This window comes from Brevundimonas bullata (assembly GCF_014207965.1).
Lineage (GTDB): Bacteria > Pseudomonadota > Alphaproteobacteria > Caulobacterales > Caulobacteraceae > Brevundimonas > Brevundimonas bullata_A.
Genome location: NZ_JACHLM010000002.1, coordinates 702481 through 720169, shown reverse-complemented (window position 1 = coordinate 720169; position 17689 = coordinate 702481). Strand labels below are relative to the sequence as shown.

The following is a 17689-nucleotide window of genomic DNA, read 5'->3' as shown; positions in this document are numbered from 1 at the left end:
CAGCTAGGTCCTGAGATGAACGAGGCGGGGTCCGGTGACGGGCTCCGCCTCGAATCGTTTCAACGCCCGTGCTATCAGGCGGCCATGCAGTACACGCGCGATTCCAAAGGCTCCGTCGAAGTCGATGGCGACATCTATGAGTGGGAGATCCGTCGCCAGCCTCAGCCCAAGTCGGGCGGGAAGTGGGAGGGGATGGCCGTCACCCTGTGCCTGGTCGACTTCAAGCGGGAGGCCATCATCCAGTTTCCGCCGCCGCTGCGCCCCAACGGCCGGCCGGACGTGGAGAAGCAGCGGGTCAACGTCGATGCGGTCCGTAATGCCGTGGTCTCGGCGATGGAAGCGGGCTGGAACCCGACTTCGCGCGGTAAACCCATGGTCTTCGACGTGGACGCCGACGGTCACTGACCGCCCGTTCCGCGCGTCAGGGACGAGCGGTGAAGATCCGGAAGCCTTTTTCAGCGGCGATGGCGATCATTTCCGTGTCGCCCGAGGTGTCGCCATAGGCGGCGGCCAGCGACATGTCGTCGCCATAGGCGGCGCGCAGACGGCGCACTTTTTCCTCGCCCCGGCAGTTTTCGCCCGCAAAGGCGCCCGTGACGCGGTCCTGGGCGTCGAACACCAGCTGGGTGCCCAGCAGGCCTTCGGCCCCCAGGCGACGGGCGAAGGGGGCGACGGTCGTTTCCGGCGAGGCGGTGACGATGACGCGGTGCGCGCCCTTCTCGCCCCAGGCCTTCCAGCAGGCGAGGGCGTCGGGGCGCATGAAGCGGTCCCAGACCTGATCCGCATAGCGTTCGGCCTCGGCCTCCAGCGCCGCGCGCTCCACGCCGTGCAGGAATTCACGCACCGAGGCGGCCTTGATCCGGCCCCGGTCGCGGTCGCCGATGTAGGTCGCCAGCGCGGGGGCCATCCGGGCCAGACCGATGGCCCAGCCCGCCGCGCCCGCCCGCCAGCGCAGGAAGGCGGTGAAACTGTCGCGAATCGTCAGGGTGCCGTCGAAATCGAAAGCGACGATCTGACGGTCCCCGACGGGGGACTGGCGAAACGATTGTGCGGCGCCCATGTCTGCCATTAGCCGTGATCCCCTTAGAAACTGCATTGTCCGTCCGTGTTAGCGACATTGTCGTGTCGCAACAGGGTTGTGGCGGAACGTGTGATGGGTGATTGTCTTTTTTTGAAGACCTTCGTGCATAGATTCACGGATCAATGACGAGGTATGCGCCTTCCGTCCCATGTCGGGCCGGATCGCGGGAGTGAGAAGGGTCTATGACCAAAGCCGCCGGCACAGACGCTAAAAGTACGCTCTATTGCTCGTTCTGCGGCAAGAGCCAGCACGAAGTTCGCAAGCTGATTGCGGGACCGACCGTGTTCATCTGCGATGAATGCGTCGAACTGTGCATGGATATCATCCGCGAAGAGCACAAGATCGCCTTCAAGACGACCAAGGACGGCGTGCCGACTCCGAAGGAGATCCGCGACGTCCTGGACGACTATGTGATCGGCCAGAGCCACGCCAAGAAGGTGCTGAGCGTCGCCGTCCACAACCACTACAAGCGCCTGAACCACGCGACGAAGAACAACGACGTCGAACTGGCCAAGTCGAACATCATGCTGATCGGGCCGACCGGCTCGGGCAAGACGCTGCTGGCTCAGACGCTGGCGCGCATCATCGACGTGCCGTTCACCATGGCTGACGCCACGACCCTGACCGAAGCCGGTTATGTGGGCGAGGATGTCGAGAACATCATCCTGAAACTGCTTCAGGCGTCGGACTACAACGTCGAGCGGGCCCAGCGCGGCATCGTCTACATCGACGAAATCGACAAGATCTCGCGCAAGTCGGACAACCCGTCGATCACCCGCGACGTGTCGGGCGAAGGCGTGCAGCAGGCCCTGCTGAAGATCATGGAAGGCACCGTCGCCTCCGTGCCTCCGCAAGGCGGCCGTAAACATCCGCAGCAGGAGTTCCTGCAGGTCGACACCGCCAACATCCTGTTCATCGTCGGCGGCGCCTTCGCCGGCCTTGAAAAGGTGATCTCGGCCCGTGGGGCAGGGGCCTCGATCGGCTTCGGCGCCAAGGTCAAGGAAATCGACGAGCGCCGCACGGGCGACATCCTCAAGGGCGTCGAGCCGGACGATCTGATGCGCTTCGGCCTGATCCCCGAGTTCATCGGCCGTCTGCCGGTTCTGGCGACGCTGGAAGACCTGGACGAGGCGGCGCTGGTCACCATCCTGACCGAGCCCAAGAACGCTCTGGTCAAGCAGTACAAGCGCCTGTTCGAGATGGAGAATGTGACGCTGACCTTTACCGACGACGCGCTGAACGCCGTCGCCAAGAAGGCGATCACGCGCAAGACCGGCGCTCGCGGCCTGCGTTCCATACTGGAAGGCATCCTGCTGGAGACCATGTTCGAACTGCCGACCTATGAAGGCGTCGAAGAAGTCGTGGTCAACGCCGAGGTGATTGAAGGCAAGGCCCAGCCTCTGCTGATCTATTCGGAAACCAAGAAGAAGACGGCGGACGGCGCCGCCTGATCGGGCGATACGAAGTCTGAAGGGGGCGGCGCCGGCGACGGTCCGCCCCCTTTTCCATTCCGGACCTGATCTGCGGCCCTGGCGCCACAGCGGCGAGAGGGCGGGATTGCTGCGTTGGAGGCCAACGGAGCATGAACCAGTCTCAGGGCTGGTGAGGTCCGAACAGGTCGTCCACCGTGGCCGCTGAACCACGCTTCTGTGGGCCATCCGCCAGCCACGCTTGAACACCGCGTCGCACGAACCACATACTCACACGAAAGCCGCCGGAATCGGCGGGTCGTTCAGGAGGGTCTTGGCATTCGCGCCGGGGCGTTTCGGGGCGGCGGGCCGGAGATCTCCGATGGCCCAGGAAAGTACGCATCATGACCGAGAGCAAAATCCTCCCCGTCCTGCCGCTGAGAGACATCGTCGTCTTTCCGCACATGGTCGTGCCGCTGTTCGTAGGACGCGAGAAGTCCGTGCGGGCGCTGGACGAGATCATGAAGGGCGACAAGCAGATCCTGCTCGCCACCCAGAAGAACTCCGTCGACGATGATCCGGCGGCGGACGCCATCTATCAGACGGGCGTTCTGGCCACTGTCCTGCAACTGCTGAAGCTGCCCGACGGCACCGTGAAGGTGCTGGTCGAGGGCAAGGGGCGTGCGCGCCTTACCCGCTTCACCGACCGCGAGGACTACTACGAGGCCGAGGCCGTCGAGATCGCCGATGAAGAAGGCGACGCCTCACAGAGCGAAGCCCTGCTGCGCGCGGTGATCGAGCAGTTCGAAAACTATGTGAAGCTGAACAAGAAGGTCCCGCCCGAGGCCCTCAGCTCCATTCCCCAGATCAGCGACCCGTCCAAGCTGGCGGACAGCGTGGCCGCCCACCTGTCGGTGAAGATCGCCGACAAGCAGAGCCTGCTGGAAACCATCGACGTGCCGGCCCGCCTGGAGAAGGTCTATGGCCTGATGGAGGGCGAAATCAGCGTCCTCCAGGTCGAGAAGAAAATCCGCTCGCGCGTGAAGCGCCAGATGGAGAAGACCCAGCGCGAATATTATCTGAACGAGCAGATGAAGGCGATCCAGCGCGAGCTGGGTGAGACCGACGACACGCGCGACGAACTGCTGGAACTCGAAAAGCGTATCCGCAAGACCAAGCTGTCCAAGGAAGCCCGCACCAAGGCCGAGGCGGAGCTGAAGAAGCTGCGCAACATGTCGCCGATGTCGGCGGAATCGACCGTGGTGCGCAACTATCTCGACTGGCTGCTGTCAGTGCCGTGGGGCAAGGCCAAGACCAAGCCCATCGACCTGCAGAAGGCCGAGGACATCCTCGAGGAGGACCACTACGGCCTCGAAAAGGTCAAGGAACGGATCATCGAGTATTTGGCGGTTCAGGCGCGCACCGGCAGCCTCAAGGGCCCGATCCTGTGCCTGGTCGGCCCTCCGGGCGTCGGCAAGACCTCGCTGGCCCAGTCCATCGCCAAGGCGACGGGGCGTGAATACGTCCGTATGTCGCTGGGCGGCGTGCGCGACGAAAGCGAAATCCGCGGTCACCGCCGGACCTATATCGGCTCCATGCCCGGCAAGATCATCCAGTCGATGAAGAAGGCCAAGACGACCAACGCTTTCGTGCTGCTGGACGAGATCGACAAGCTGGGCTCCGACTGGCGCGGGGATCCGTCCTCGGCCCTGTTGGAAGTGCTGGACCCGGCCCAGAACTCGACCTTCGGCGATCACTATCTGGAGGTCGACTACGACCTGTCGCAGGTCATGTTCGTGACCACGGCCAACAGCCTGAACATGCCTCAGCCCCTGATGGACCGGATGGAGATCATCCGGGTCAGCGGCTACACCGAGGACGAAAAGGTCGAGATCGCCAAGCGTCACGTCCTGCCGAAACAGCTCAAGGATCACGGCCTGAAGGAAGGCGAACTGATCGTCCCGGAAGAGACGATCCGCGACCTGATCCGCTACTACACGCGTGAAGCCGGCGTGCGTTCGCTGGAACGCGCCCTGGGCGGACTGGCCCGTAAGGCGGTGCGCGAAATGGCCAAGACCAAGGCCGTCTCCATCACCGTCGATGCGGCCAAGCTGGCCGAATACGCGGGCGTGAAGAAGTTCCGCTATGGCGAGACGGACGCTGAGGATCAGGTGGGCATCGTCACCGGCCTGGCCTGGACCGAGTTCGGCGGCGACATTCTGACCATCGAGGCGATCAAGATGCCGGGCCGTGGTCGCATGACGGTGACTGGCAACCTGAAAGAGGTGATGAAGGAGTCGATCTCCGCCGCCGCCTCCTATGTCCGCAGCCGTGCGCTCAGCTTCGGCGTCAAGCCGCCGGTGTTCGAGAAGACCGACATCCACGTCCACGTGCCGGACGGAGCCACCCCCAAGGACGGCCCCTCGGCTGGCGTGGCCATGACCGTGGCCATGGTTTCGGTCCTGACGGGCATTCCGATCCGCAAGGACATCGCCATGACCGGCGAGATCACCCTGCGCGGACGGGTCACCGCCATCGGCGGTCTGAAGGAGAAGCTGCTCGCGGCTCTGCGCTCTGGCGTGAAGACGGTGCTGATCCCTCAGGAGAACGAGAAGGACCTGGAGGATGTGCCGGAGAATGTGAAGTCGGCGCTGGAGATCATCCCGATCTCGACCGCGGACGAGGCGCTGAAGTGGGCCCTGACCGGCACGCTGACGCCGGTGGAGTGGGACGAGGCGGCCGAGCCGCTGCTGCCCGCGCCGCAGGCGACGCCGGCGCAGGACGGAACCGCCGTCAGCCACTAGGCGGGTTTTCGCTACGATTAAGACGTGCGCGGCCCGGGGCGACCCGGGCCGCGTTTCTGTTTGCGCGCCCACGTTCTTTGACGAGCGGGGCCAGAAGCCTTTAAGTGCGCCCCGGGGAAATGCTGGGGAGCAGAACCAATGAACAAGACTGAGCTGATTGGCGTCATGGCCGAGGCGGCGGGCATCAGCCGCGATCAAGCCAAGCTGGCGCTGGAAGCCTTTACCGACAATGTGACCGCCTCGCTGACGAGGGGGCGCGACGTGCGCCTGGTCGGTTTTGGCAGTTTCATCGCCGTCGACCGCAAGGCCGGAACCGCACGCAATCCTCAGACCGGCGAGGCCATCGCCCGCCCGGCGTCGCGCACCGCCCGCTTCCGGGTTGGGGAAGGATTGAAAAGCGCCTTGAACGGCTGAGCGTACACGGGCATTAAGCGCGCCTGACGCACACGTCATGAGGGCGGCTAGCTCAGCTGGTCAGAGCATCTCGTTTACACCGAGAGGGTCGGCGGTTCGAACCCGTCGCCGCCTACCATTATTTTTTGATATCTTGGCGCTGCGCGGCTCTGCCGCTGGTCCAATCGGCTGATCGCCTGTGGTCTAGTATCTGTGCAGATCCAGCCGCATGCCTGCGACGATCAGGCAAGCCTTGTCGGCGACGGCCGCGATGCGCTGGTTAAGTCGTCCTGCGTCATCGCGGAAACGGCGCCCCAGGGCGTTTTCCGGGACCAGCGACCATCCAACCTCATTGCTGACGACCCATGCAGTGGCCGGGCAGGCGGAGAAGGCCTGGGCCAGTTCCTCAATGGCTGCATCCACGTCGTGATCTCCCAGCATCTGATTACTGAGCCACAGGGTCAGGCAGTCGACCACCACGATGTCCTCGGCCGTCAGGTCGCGGACCGCAGCGGCCAGGTCCAGCGGTGCTTCTAGCGTGCGCCAACCGTCGCCGCGTTCGTCTCGGTGTCGGTCGATGCGGTCGCGCATCTCGTCGTCGAAGGCTTCGGCTGTGGCGATCATCAGGGGAGGGCGGCCGGTCTTCGCCGCCGCCTGTTCGGCTTGCTTCTGAGCATAGGTGCTCTTGCCCGAACGGGCGCCGCCGAGGACCAGGGTTATGCTCATTGATCGTCTCCGGTTGACCTGAGGGGCGCGCGGTCCTACTGCCACGGTCGCGTCAGGTTCCCCGAAAGGGGATCAAAAGGGAACGGAGTGTGAAACTCCGGCTGTTCCCGCAACTGTAAGCGGCTAGCCCGCGCGTCATACGCCACTGGCGGTCCGGAAGGCCACGGCCTGAACGACTTCTGGGAAGGCGACGTGCACCGGCGTTGATCCGCGAGCCAGGAGACCTGCCTGTCGCCGTCGTTCTCCGCGCGGTCGGGATGTGCCGAGCGGTCGAGGTGACTCGTGTGACGACAAGTGGAAACCAGCCGCGCCAGCGGTCCCTTCCGCGTGTCCGATGGGCGTGTGGCAGGTCGTTGGCCGGCGTCGTCAAAGGAGCCGCCGGATGAACCGGATCGCCTATGCCTCTCTCGCTGCCGCCAGCCTGCTGGCCGCATTCCCCGCCGTTGCCGAGATCACCGACCAGCAGGCCGCCGCGCCTGACGTGGCGGGCCGCGCCGGCGCCACCGCCCTGGCCGACGTCATCGTCACCGCCAACCGCTCGGCCCAGCCGATCGAGCGCGTCGGCGCCTCCGTCACCGTCCTGACCCAGGCCGCCATCGAAGCGCGCCAGACTCCGGCCGTGGCAGAGCTTCTGGCCCAGACGCCGGGCGTCAGCTTCACCCGCAACGGCGGCGTCGGCACGTCCACGGGCGTCAATATTCGCGGCGCCGAGAGCCAGCACACCGTAGTCCTGATCGACGGGGTCAAGCTGAATGATCCGTCCTCGACCCAGGGCGGGTTTAACTTCGGCAACCTGCTGGTCGGCGACACGGCGCGCATCGAGGTGCTGCGCGGCGCCCAGTCGACCCTGTGGGGCAGCCAGGCCATCGGCGGCGTTGTCAACATCGTCACCGCCGAACCGACCGAAGCCCTGCAAGGCTCGCTCGACGCCGAGGCCGGCGCACGCGGCACCACCTATTTCCGCGGCGGGATCGGCGGGGCGAATGAGCGCCTGAGCTGGCGTCTGGCTGCCAGCCGCTATGACACCGACGGCTTCTCGGCCTTCGCCAAGGGAACCGAGGACGACGGCTACACCAACACCGGCCTGTCGGGCCGCCTGAATCTGAAGATCACGGACGCCGTGTCGCTGGACCTGCGCTCGGTCTGGTCGAACGGCCAGAACGACTTTGACGCCTTCAACGGCGACAGCCGCGAATACGGCAAGACCAAGGAACTGGTCGGCTACGCCGGGCTGAACTTCGACCTGCTGGACGGCCGTTTCCGCAACCGCGTCGGCTATGCCTACACCGACACGAACCGCCGTAACTACAACCCCGCGACCCTGGTCCAGCCGCTGACCTTCGACGCGGCCGGCGAAAATCGTCGCTGGGAATACCAGGGTACGTTCGCTGTCACCGAGACGCTGAACACCACCTTCGGCATCGAGAGCGAGCGTTCGGAAATGCGCACGCGTTCGCCGTCGGCCTTCAACCTGAACCCGGCCTTCGCACGCGGTCAGGCGGACCTCGACAGCGCCTATGCCCAGGTGCAGTGGACGGTGCTGGACGGCCTGACCCTGACCGGGGGCCTTCGTTACGACGATCACGCCCAATACGGGGACAACCTGCTGGGTCAGCTCGCGGCGGCCTGGGCCCTGAACGACGGCGACACCGTGGTGCGCGCCAGCTGGGGCCAGGGCTTCCGCGCGCCGGGCCTGTATGAGCTCTACAGCGAATACGGCAACCTGACGCTTCAACCGGAAGAGTTCGACAGCTGGGAGGTCGGCGTCGAACAGCGCCTGTTCGATCGCGCCGTGGTCTCGGCGACCTACTTCAACCGTCAGGCCGACAACGAGATCCGTTACAACGGCTGCTCGACGCCCTCGACCGATCCGCTGTGCACCGTCAACGGCGTCGGCCGTTGGGGCTACTACCGCAATGTCCAGAAGACCGAGGCGCAAGGCGTCGAACTGATCGGCCGCGTCAATGTGACCGAGCGCCTGAATGTCAGCGCCAACTATACTTGGACCGACGCAAAGAGCGCCTCGGGCGCGACGGACGGCAAGCGCCTGACGCGTCGTCCCGAGCATATGGGTAACTTCGCCGCCGACTACATCTGGCCGGTGGGCCTGAAGACGGGCGTCGCCGTGCGCTACGTCGGCGAGACGTTCAACAACGACGCCAACACCGTCGTCGTCGGCGAATACACCCTGGTCGACATCCGGGCCTCCTATCCGATCAGCGAGAACCTCGAAGTCTATGGTCGGGTCGAGAACGCCTTCGACGAGGCGTATCAGACGGTCCTGAACTACGGCACGGCGGATCGCGGCGTGTTCGGCGGCGTTCGCGTCCGGTTCTGATCCGATGCATGACGCCGCGTTTCTGACGACGGCGACCCGGCACGGCGGCGGTCTGATGAGGGCCGCCGCCGCCTATCCTGATGCGCCGAGGCCGTGGTTGGACCTGTCCACCGGGATCAACCCCGAGCCGTGGCGCGGGCCGCGTGCGGCGGAGGCGGAACTGAACCGCCTGCCCGATCCTGGCGCCCTGGCGGCGCTGGAGACGGCGGCGGCGTTGGCTTTCGGCGCGGCGCCTGAACGGACGGCGGCGACGGCCGGAGCCGAGACGGCGATACGCCTTCTGCCCCTGCTGCTGGGCGTGCGCTCGGTCGAGATCGTCGGTCCGACCTATGGCGCCCATGCCGAGGCCTGGCGGGCGGCGGGCGTGGCGACGCGCCTGATCGCTTCCGATCAGGCGGCGACGTCTCAGGCGGGCGTGCTGGTGATCGTCAACCCGAACAATCCCGACGGCTGCCTGACCCGGCGCGCCGACCTGATCGCCATGGCGCGTGCGCGCTCGGCGAAGGGGCGCTGGCTGGTGGTGGACGAGTCCTTCATCGAGTGCGCGCCCGACGACAGCGTTTCGGACGTGGTCGAACCGGGCCTGATCGTCTTGCGGTCGTTCGGCAAGTTCTATGGCCTGGCGGGGGTAAGACTGGGCTTCATGCTGGCCGCGCCGGACCTGATCTCACGCCTGGGCGCCCTGCTGGGCGACTGGCCGGTCGGCGCCGACGCCCTGACCATGGGGCGCGGGGCCTATGCCGATGCGGCGTGGCGGGCGCGGACCGAGGCGACGTTGTCTGAACGCGCCGCCCGGTTGGATGAGCAACTGACACAAGCGGGCTTCGACATCGTCGGCGGAACCAGCCTGTTCCGCATGACGCGCACGCCGCACGCGGCGCCCTGGTTCCAGCATCTGTGTCGGGCGGGCGTCCTGACCCGCCCGTTCGACCATACGCCGGACGCCTTGCGTTTCGGCGTGCCGACCGAACGCGATCTGGCTCGTTTGGCTCGTGCGTTGGAGACTTTCTCGTGAGGACGACGCGGCGGGGCGCAATGGTCGGTGCAGCAGCGGCCCTGATCGCCGCGCCCGCCGTGGCGCATCCTGCGCCCCGTCGCATCGTCTCGCTGAACGCCTGCCTCGACGCCATCCTGGTCCACGTCGCCGACCGAGGGCAGATCGCGGCCCTCAGCCACTATGCGCGCGAGCCGCTCGGCTCGACCATTTCCGAGGTGGCCAAGACCTTGCCCTTCACTTGGGAGACGGCGGAAGAGGTCATCGCCCTGCGCCCCGACCTGGTGCTGACCAGCCGCCACAGCGCCCTGGCCACCCGCAATGCTCTGGGCCGCATGAACATCCCGACCGAGCTGTTCGCCGTCCCCGACAGCGTGGCGGCCAGTCTGGATCAGGTGCGTGAGGTCGCCCGTCTGGTCGGTCGCCCGGCGCGAGGCGAGGCCCTGATCGCCCGCACCGAGGCCGCCATCGCCGCCGCCGCGCCGCCGCCTGGAGGGAAGCCGCTGAAGGCCCTGATCTATCAGCCCAACGGCTTCGCCGCCGGGCGGGGCACCCTGATGGACGAGATGATGACCCGCGCCGGGTTCGACAACGTGGCTGGGCGGTACGGCCTCCGCAAGTGGGGCAATGTCCCGGTCGAACGTCTGCTGGCCGATCCGCCGCAGGTCCTGCTCAGCGGCACACCCGCCCTGGGCTCGCGCACCTGGGCCGACCGGGTGATGCGCCACCCGGCGCTGGCCTCGCTGTCCGGTCGGATGGTCCAGGCGCAGCTGGACGAGAATCTGCTCTATTGCGGCGGCCCGGTGCTGATCCAGACCGCCGCCGCACTGGCTCAGGCGCGCCGCACGGCGCTGGAGGCCCTATGAAGATCTCGCCGCGACCCTTGATCATGCTGGGGCTGCTGGCCCTGATCGCCCTCCTGTCCGTCGCCAGCATGAGCGCTGGGCGCGTTTGGGTCCCGTGGAGCGGCTGGGCCGCCCAGCGTGGCGATCCGGCCTGGGCCATCCTGTTCGAACTGCGCCTGCCTCGCACCATCCTGGCCCTGATGGTCGGGGCGGTGCTGGGCCTGACCGGGGCGGCGCTGCAAGGCTATACGCGCAACCCTCTGGCCGATCCGGGGATGCTCGGCGTCTCGACCATGGCCGCCCTGGGGGCGGTGTTGACCTTCTATCTGGGTGCGGCGGCGAGCGCGCCCTGGGTGCTGCCCGGCGCGGCCATGGTCGGCGCGGGGCTGGGCGTGGTCCTGCTGCTGGCGCTGGCGGGGGCGACCAGCAGCGTCGTCACCTTCATCCTGGCCGGCGTGGTGATCCAGACCATGGCCGGGGCCGGGGTGGCCTTGGCGCTCAACCTCGCTCCCAACCCCTGGGCGGTGAACGAGATCGTCAACTGGCTGATGGGCTCTCTGGCCGACCGCAGCGTCGTCGAGCTGAAGTTGGCGGCGCCCGGCATGATCCTCGGCTGCCTGCTGCTGATGACCCAGGGGCGGACGCTGGACGCCCTGACCCTGGGCGAGGCCGGGGCGCGTTCGCTGGGGGTTCGTCTGGATATCGGGCGCTTGATGTTGGCGCTGGGCGCGGCGCTTGCGGTCGGGTCGGCGGTGTCGGTGACCGGGTCCATCGGTTTCGTGGGCCTGATCGTACCGCACCTGCTGCGGCCCCTGATCGGCACCCGGCCCGGCGGTCTGCTGCTGCCCTCGGCGCTGGGCGGGGCGGCCCTGGTGCTGGCGGCGGATATTCTGGTGCGGCTGACCCCGTCGGCGGCCGAGATCAAGCTGGGCGTGGCCATGGCGGCCCTGGGCGGGCCCTTCTTCCTGGCCCTGTTGATCAGCATGAGGAGGAAGCTGGCGTGAGCCTTCTGAGCGCGGAAAACCTGTCCGTCCGACTGGGCGACAAGACGGTTCTTAGCGGCGTCAGCGCGGCCTTTGCGCCGGGCCTGGTGACGGCGGTGGTCGGGCCGAACGGGGCGGGTAAGTCGACCCTGCTGGACTGTCTGGCGGCCCTGCGAAAGCCAGATGCGGGCCAGGTGACGCTGGATGGTCGGGCTCTGCGCGACCTGCCGTCGCGCGAACGGGCCCGCCGGATCGCTTATCTGCCGCAGAACGCCGAGATCGCCTGGGCGGTGAACGGGCGGACCTTCGTGGGTCTGGGCCGCACCCCCTATGTCGGCGCCTGGGGTTTGACCGCAGAGGACCGGACCGCCGTGGATCGCGCCCTGACCGTCACAGGCGTTCAGTCCTTCGCCGACCGTGTGGTTTCGACCTTGTCAGGCGGCGAGCGGGCGCGTGTCCTGATCGCCCGCGCCCTGGCCGGGGATCCGCAATGGCTGCTGGCGGACGAGCCTTTGGCGGGGCTGGACCCCGGCCATGTGCTGGACGCCTGCGACCTGTTCCGGCGGCTGGCGGATGAAGAGGGGCGCGGCGTCATCCTCACCCTGCATGACCTCGACGCCGCCCTGCGGGTTGCAGACCGCGTGATCGTTCTGGCCGAGGGGCGGGGGCTGGCCGACGCTGCGCCGGTCGAGGCCCTGTCGCCCGAGGTGCTGAGGGCGGCCTATGGCGTCGAGGCCCGCACGCTGGACGGCCTGCGTGGCCCGGTGCTGGAGATGGTCGGTCGTGCCCGCTAGCGTACCGACGCCCTGGATCGTCGCCGGCGCCCTGCTGGTCGAGGGGGCGATCGGCTGGCCGCGCCGCCTCAGCCATCCGGTCGTCTGGATCGGCGGTCTGATCGCGACCCTGGAACGGCGCTGGAACCGCGCGGCGTGGCCAGCGAAGTCACGGCGCGCGCTGGGCGTCCTGACGGTTCTGATCCTGATGGTCGTGGCAGGCGGCGCAGGCTGGGGCCTTGAACGCCTGGCCGCTAAGGCGCCCGTCTGGCCGGGACTGGCGATACTAGTGATCTGGGGAGCGACGGGGCTGGCGGCGCGCAGCCTGTTCGACCATGTCCGCGCCGTGGCTTGTCCGCTGGCGGCAGGCGACCTGCCCGCCGCGCGCCTGGCCGTCGGCATGATCGTCGGTCGCGACGTCGAGGCCATGGACGAAGGCGAGGTCGCGGCCGCCGCCCTGGAAAGTCTGGCCGAGAGCTTTTGCGACGGGGTGGTCGCGCCGGTCTTCTGGTTCGTGGTCGGCGGCCTGCCGGGGCTGTTCGTCTACAAGGCCGTCAACACCGCCGACAGCATGATCGGCCATATGGAGGCGCGCTGGCGGGCCTTCGGCTGGGCGGCGGCTCGGACCGACGATGTGATGAACTGGATCCCGGCCCGGATCGCCGGGGCGCTGATCGCGCTCGGCGGATGGCAGGGTTGGAGCATCATGTGGCGGGACGCCCGCAAGCACGCCTCGCCCAACGCCGGCTGGACGGAAGCGGCCATGGCGGGCGCATTGCGGGTGCGGCTGGGCGGGCCGGTTCGTTATGACGGCGAGATCACCTATCGCCCTGATATCGGCGACTGGGCGCCCCCGCGCGCCCATGACCTGCAACGGGGTCTTCGCGTCTATGGCGTCGCCTGCGCTGCACTGATGTTGATTTTGATCGTGGGAGGCTTCGTATGGCCGCGTTGACCCTGACTGACCTGTTCGCCGTGCCCGCGCTGGATCGGTCCCTCGCACCTGCCTTGCAGCAGGCGCTGGACGGCAAGGCCAAGCCCCCCGGCGCCTTGGGTCGGATCGAGGAACTGGCCCTGACGCTCGGCCTGATCCAGCGACGGTTGAAGCCGATCATGGAGCGCCCGGTCCTGCTGGTCTTCGCCGGGGACCACGGCCTGACGCGCTCGGGCGTGGCGGCCTTTCCGTCCGGCGTTACTGTGGCCATGGTCGATGCCCTGCTGACGGGCAAGGCCAGCGCCAACGCCTTCGCCCGCGTGGTCGGGGCCGAGGTTCGCGTGATCGACGCGGGCGTCGCCGCCGACCTATCGGACCGGGTCGGTCTGATCCAGGCCAAGGTCGCTTCGGGCACGCAGGACGCTTCGCTAGAGCCCGCCATGACGCCCGCTCAGGCCGAGGCCGCGCTGCTGGCGGGCGCGCGCGTGGCGCAAGGCGCGATCGCCGACGGCGCCGATCTAATCGCCTTGGGCGAAATGGGCATCGGCAACAGCGCCTCGGCGGCTCTGCTGATGCATCGGCTGGCTTCGGAGCCGCTGGACGCCTGCGTGGGACAGGGGGCCGGACATTCGGCCGAGGGGATGGCTAGGAAGCGCGCGGTTCTGGCCCAGGCGGCGGCGCGGTCGGACGTTACGGCGCCGTTCGAGGTCCTGACCCAGTTCGGCGGCTATGAGATCGCCATGATGGCCGGCGCCCTGCTGGCGGCGGCCAGGGCCGGGGTCCCGGTTCTGGTCGACGGCTTCATCGGCACGGCGGCGGTCCTGCTGGCGGTGCGTCTGGCCCCCGCCGCCCGCGACTATTGCCTGTTCGCCCACGCCTCGGCCGAGGCGGGGCATCGCCTGATGCTGGACGCGATGAACGCCCGGCCCCTTCTGGAACTGGACATGCGGCTGGGCGAGGGGACGGGCGCCCTTCTGGCTGTGCCGCTGGTCAAGGCGGCCTGCGCCCTGCTGTCCGAGGTCGCCGAACTGACCGACGTGCTGGAGGCCGCATGGTGATCCGGCATGAGGCGCGCCTGTTCGTCTGCGCGGTGCAGTTCCTGACCCGCATCCCGACGCCCCAACTGGCCGGGTTCCAGCCGGAATGGATCCAGCAGAGCGCGCGCTATTACTCCCTGGTGGGCCAACTCGTCGGAGGCATGTCGGCTCTGATCCTCTATGGCGCGGCCCAGGTCTGGAGCCCGTGGATCGCGGCCCTGCTGGCGGTGGCGGCGGGGGTCGTGCTGACCGGCGGCTTTCACGAGGACGGGCTGGCCGATACGGCGGACGGACTGGGCGGCGGCCTGACCCGTGCGCGGCGGCTGGAGATCATGAAGGACAGCCGGCTGGGCTCCTACGGGGCGCTGGCTCTGGGGCTGACCCTGGCCCTGCGCGTGGCGGCTCTGGCCATGCTGACCCAGACCTCGCCCCTGTTTGCGGCGGTTGCGCTGTTGGCCTCGCATGGTCTTGGGCGGGCGGCGGCGGTTGGGGCCATGACGATCATGCCCTATGGCGGCGACCCCGGCATGGCCAAGGAGGGGCGTCCGGATCGCGCCTCCTGGGTCGGGCTGACCGTGGCCGTTCTGATCGCCCTGTGGCCGCTGATCTTCTTCTCGCCGACCACGGGGGCAGGGGGTGTGGCGCTGGGACTGGCGGCAGCCGCCATTCCCGCCTGGCTGGCCTGGCGGCTGCTCGGCGGACGCACCGGAGATGTTCTGGGCGCGGTCGAGCAGGCGTTCGAGGTCGGCTTCCTGCTGGCCGTCGCCGGGCTGGCGGTGCGATGAAGCTGATCGTCGCGCCCTTGCATGAGGTGGCGGGTCTGGTCGCGCGTCATCAGCCGTCGCATCTGATCAGCCTGGCCTCGCCCGGCCAGGTTGATGCGCCCTTGACCAAGGCGCCGCCGTACCGCCTGGACCTGAGGTTCAACGACATCGTCGAGCCGCGTGAAAGCCTGACGCCGCCGACCGAGGCGGATGTCGCCGCCCTTCTGGCCTTTGCGGCAAGCTGGGACGGGACCCGGCCCCTGCTGGTCCATTGCTGGGCCGGGGTCAGCCGCTCGACGGCGGCGGCCTATGTGATCGCTTGCGACCGCACCGCGCCTGGCCGCGAGGCGCACTGGGCCGGTCGCCTGCGCAGCCTGGCCCCGACCGCCACGCCCAATCCGCTGATCGTGGCCCTGGCCGACCGTCTTCTGAACCGGGACGGCGCCATGACCCGCGCCGTCGCCGCCATCGGGCGCGGGGCCGAGACCGCCTGGGGCCAAGCCTTTGAACTCGACCTGTCGCCTGAAGAAGAATCGCGCCGATGACCGAAGCTGAACTGAACGCCCGCCACGCCGAGAAGATGAAGAAGGTTCAGGCCGCCCGCGCCCGGATGATGGCCGGCAAGACGGTCGAGCGTGGTCTGATCATCGTCCACACCGGGACCGGAAAGGGCAAGTCGACGGCGGCGCTGGGCATGGTCTGCCGCATGATCGGCCACGGCATGAAGACGTCGATCATCCAGTTCATCAAGGGGGCGATGGAGACGGGCGAACAGAACCTGTTCGACGCCTTTCCCGATCTGGTCGAGATGCGGCCCATGGGCGAGGGCTTCACGTGGGACACCCAGGACCGGGCTGCCGACATCGCCAATGTCCGCCGCGCCTGGGACGCCGCCAAGGCGCGGATCATGGACCCGGAGTGGAAGATGGTCGTCTGCGACGAGCTGAACATCGCCCTGCGCTATGATTACCTGCCGGTCGAAGAGGTGCTGACGGTGCTCGCCGCCCGCCCGGCCGACACGCACGTCGTCATCACCGGCCGCAATGCGCCGCCCGAGCTGATCGAGGCGGCGGATCTGGTCACTGACATGCAGATGGTGAAACATCCGTTCCGCAGCGGCGTGAAGGCCCAGGCCGGGGTCGAGTTCTGATGACGGCGCGTCTGGTGATCTGCACGACCTGTCGCTTCTCTAAAGAAGAAGCTGTGGACGCCGCAGGCCGATCCGGAGGGCAGGGATTGCTAGGTGCGGTCTCAACCTTGGTCGCGGGCGACAGCGCGCTGCGGGTCGAGGAGCAGGCCTGTCTGTGGGCCTGCAGCAGCTATTGTTCGGTGTATCTGGCTGAAGAAGGCAAGCCTGCCTATCTCGCTGGACAGTTTGCGCCGACCACAGAAAGCGCCGACGCGATTGTCGCCTTCGCTCGCCTGTATGCCGCAAGTCCGAGCGGCGCGGTGCCCTACCGGCAGTGGCCGGAAGGCGTGAAGGGCCACTTCATTGCACGGCTGCCTCACGGTCAGATTCAGTAGGCCGTGGGCGCGGGCGAGTTGCAGGAAACCAAGCAACCCCTCTGGCCCGGCAAGGGTCAGAGAGGTCGCTTTTCCTCCCAGTGCCTAGCGTTTGGTGGCTGTCTCGATGATGGCGCGGCCCTGAATGATCGCCGCCTCGGTTGTGATCTCGCCGTCCTGGATTCTCTGCGCCAACTCCATCAGGGGCGGGCCGGTGACGACGCCGGTCTGGGCTTCTTCCTCGACATAGACGCGACCACTGACGGCGATAGCGGCGTCCCAGGCGTCGCGGACAGCAGCCCAGTACTCCTGTGTCGCCGCCCAGTAGTCGTCGCCCGCCTTGGGCGAGTAGCTGGTGGAGCGGTCGTAGGTGTTGATGACGTCTTCCTGAACAATGGCGATGGGTTCCCCGCCGGCCCGGCCGTTCATCTTCATATTGTCCTGGATGTGGACCCAGCCGTTCGGCGTCAGGGCGTGGCGGTTGGTCCCGAGATAGCGGTCATAGACCGGGTTCAGCACGGCGTCGCGACGCGCCAGCGGACGCCAGGTCGGCTCAGAGGTCCACACCTTCATGCCGTTGGCGTAGGTCCAGCGACCCACGCCCCCGTAGCGAGGCGAATCGTCCGTCTGCCAAACGGTTTGCGACCAAGCGCCCGCGCGTTGGTCGGCAGTCACCGGCGTCAGCGCCCATTCGTTAGCGCCGACGTAGGCCAAAACCGCTTCCGGCTGATAGACCCAGTCCTGACGCCAGTGCTTGATGACGATGGCCTTGCCCTCGTGCTCCATGACTAGGATGTGCTGCAGGCTGATGCGGTCGCCCTGGTCATAGACGACGCGCACGATCTCGCTGCCGCCCGACAGCTTGCCTTCCATCGGATCGTAGTCGGCGTTGAAGCTGACGTTCTCGCGCATGTCGAAGTGGACGCGGTACTGGCCGGCCTGAGCCAGGATCGACTGGCGGTCCTGCTCGAACGCACTGGCGGGCGCCGTGACGCTTGAGGCGGTCTGCGCCGGGGCGGCAGCGGCGGGCGCAGCGCCCGCCAACAGGGCGGCGGCGATGAGGATGGCGCGCATGGAGCGGTCCTTTTTGGATGAGGTTGTCATC

The 17689-nt window shown here is 67.6% G+C and carries 18 protein-coding genes, 1 tRNA gene and 1 riboswitch; of the genes, 16 read left to right on the top strand and 3 right to left on the bottom strand.

The genetic code is table 11. From position 1 onward, the window contains the following. The first annotated feature begins 84 nt into the window (after window positions 1-84). Window positions 85-405 (top strand): hypothetical protein, encoded by a 321-nt coding sequence (locus tag HNP51_RS08075; protein WP_178827264.1) that lies wholly within the window; start codon window positions 85-87, stop codon window positions 403-405. A 16-nt stretch (window positions 406-421) separates the two neighbouring features. Here the strand turns inward: HNP51_RS08075 and HNP51_RS08070 are convergent, their stop codons facing one another. Then, window positions 422-1069, bottom strand: a complete 648-nt coding sequence (locus tag HNP51_RS08070) for an HAD-IB family hydrolase (RefSeq protein WP_184268850.1) — start codon at window positions 1067-1069, stop codon at window positions 422-424. Window positions 1070-1263: 194 nt separating this feature from the next. On the opposite strand from HNP51_RS08070, the gene clpX reads away from it, so the two are divergent. The 4 genes from clpX to HNP51_RS08050 all read left to right on the top strand — a co-directional run bounded on the left by clpX (window position 1264) and on the right by HNP51_RS08050 (window position 5826). Then, entirely contained in the window at window positions 1264-2532 is a 1269-nt protein-coding gene (gene clpX, locus HNP51_RS08065; RefSeq protein WP_184268848.1) for an ATP-dependent Clp protease ATP-binding subunit ClpX, read from the top strand. 362 nt (window positions 2533-2894) lie between these two features. Further along, window positions 2895-5294, top strand: coding sequence for an endopeptidase La (gene lon, locus HNP51_RS08060; protein WP_184268846.1), 2400 nt, complete (start codon window positions 2895-2897; stop codon window positions 5292-5294). Between the two features lie 138 nt (window positions 5295-5432). After that, the gene (locus tag HNP51_RS08055; RefSeq protein WP_184268844.1) at window positions 5433-5708 is read left to right on the top strand and encodes an HU family DNA-binding protein; all 276 of its coding nucleotides are present in this window, start codon (window positions 5433-5435) and stop codon (window positions 5706-5708) included. Between the two features lie 41 nt (window positions 5709-5749). Next, window positions 5750-5826: transfer RNA gene (locus tag HNP51_RS08050), tRNA-Val, on the top strand. Between the two features lie 65 nt (window positions 5827-5891). Here HNP51_RS08050 and cobU read toward each other — a convergent pair. Further along, on the bottom strand, window positions 5892-6413 hold the full coding sequence (cobU, locus tag HNP51_RS08045) for a bifunctional adenosylcobinamide kinase/adenosylcobinamide-phosphate guanylyltransferase (protein ID WP_184268842.1): 522 nt from the start codon (window positions 6411-6413) through the stop codon (window positions 5892-5894). A gap of 37 nt (window positions 6414-6450) precedes the next feature. Further along, window positions 6451-6660, top strand: a riboswitch (cobalamin riboswitch). 135 nt (window positions 6661-6795) lie between these two features. Here cobU and HNP51_RS08040 point away from each other — a divergent pair. The 11 genes from HNP51_RS08040 to HNP51_RS07990 are packed head-to-tail and all read left to right on the top strand — an operon-like array spanning window position 6796 to window position 16605. Then, window positions 6796-8751 carry a TonB-dependent siderophore receptor gene (locus tag HNP51_RS08040; protein WP_184268840.1) on the top strand — a complete coding sequence of 652 codons (1956 nt, stop codon included), beginning with the start codon at window positions 6796-6798 and terminating at the stop codon, window positions 8749-8751. Between the two features lie 4 nt (window positions 8752-8755). Next, window positions 8756-9766 carry a threonine-phosphate decarboxylase CobD gene (cobD, locus tag HNP51_RS08035; RefSeq protein WP_184268838.1) on the top strand — a complete coding sequence of 337 codons (1011 nt, stop codon included), beginning with the start codon at window positions 8756-8758 and terminating at the stop codon, window positions 9764-9766. Continuing rightward, on the top strand, window positions 9763-10611 hold the full coding sequence (locus HNP51_RS08030; RefSeq protein WP_311769916.1) for an ABC transporter substrate-binding protein: 849 nt from the start codon (window positions 9763-9765) through the stop codon (window positions 10609-10611). Before cobD ends, HNP51_RS08030 begins: the two co-directional genes overlap by 4 nt. After that, window positions 10608-11594, top strand: coding sequence for an iron ABC transporter permease (locus tag HNP51_RS08025; protein ID WP_184268834.1), 987 nt, complete (start codon window positions 10608-10610; stop codon window positions 11592-11594). The genes HNP51_RS08030 and HNP51_RS08025 overlap by 4 nt, the downstream gene beginning before the upstream one ends. Beyond that, on the top strand, window positions 11591-12367 hold the full coding sequence (locus tag HNP51_RS08020; protein WP_184268832.1) for an ABC transporter ATP-binding protein: 777 nt from the start codon (window positions 11591-11593) through the stop codon (window positions 12365-12367). Before HNP51_RS08025 ends, HNP51_RS08020 begins: the two co-directional genes overlap by 4 nt. Then, window positions 12357-13301 (top strand): adenosylcobinamide-phosphate synthase CbiB, encoded by a 945-nt coding sequence (gene cbiB / locus HNP51_RS08015; RefSeq protein ID WP_311769915.1) that lies wholly within the window; start codon window positions 12357-12359, stop codon window positions 13299-13301. The genes HNP51_RS08020 and cbiB overlap by 11 nt, the downstream gene beginning before the upstream one ends. Then, window positions 13289-14338, top strand: a complete 1050-nt coding sequence (gene cobT / locus HNP51_RS08010) for a nicotinate-nucleotide--dimethylbenzimidazole phosphoribosyltransferase (RefSeq protein ID WP_184268828.1) — start codon at window positions 13289-13291, stop codon at window positions 14336-14338. Before cbiB ends, cobT begins: the two co-directional genes overlap by 13 nt. Continuing rightward, the gene (locus HNP51_RS08005; protein WP_184268826.1) at window positions 14332-15102 is read left to right on the top strand and encodes an adenosylcobinamide-GDP ribazoletransferase; all 771 of its coding nucleotides are present in this window, start codon (window positions 14332-14334) and stop codon (window positions 15100-15102) included. The genes cobT and HNP51_RS08005 overlap by 7 nt, the downstream gene beginning before the upstream one ends. Beyond that, a complete protein-coding gene (locus HNP51_RS08000) occupies window positions 15099-15626 on the top strand; it encodes a tyrosine phosphatase family protein (protein WP_184268823.1) in 528 nt (175 codons plus the stop codon). The genes HNP51_RS08005 and HNP51_RS08000 overlap by 4 nt, the downstream gene beginning before the upstream one ends. After that, window positions 15623-16231, top strand: coding sequence for a cob(I)yrinic acid a,c-diamide adenosyltransferase (gene cobO / locus HNP51_RS07995; RefSeq protein WP_184268821.1), 609 nt, complete (start codon window positions 15623-15625; stop codon window positions 16229-16231). The genes HNP51_RS08000 and cobO overlap by 4 nt, the downstream gene beginning before the upstream one ends. Further along, complete coding sequence (locus HNP51_RS07990) at window positions 16231-16605, top strand: DUF1636 domain-containing protein (RefSeq protein ID WP_184268819.1); 375 nt, start codon at window positions 16231-16233, stop codon at window positions 16603-16605. The genes cobO and HNP51_RS07990 overlap by 1 nt, the downstream gene beginning before the upstream one ends. A gap of 84 nt (window positions 16606-16689) precedes the next feature. On the opposite strand, the gene HNP51_RS07985 is transcribed toward HNP51_RS07990, so the two are convergent. Beyond that, window positions 16690-17658: a DUF6607 family protein gene (locus HNP51_RS07985; protein ID WP_184268817.1), complete on the bottom strand. Its 969-nt coding sequence runs from the start codon at window positions 17656-17658 to the stop codon at window positions 16690-16692. Between the last annotated feature and the right edge of the window lie 31 nt (window positions 17659-17689).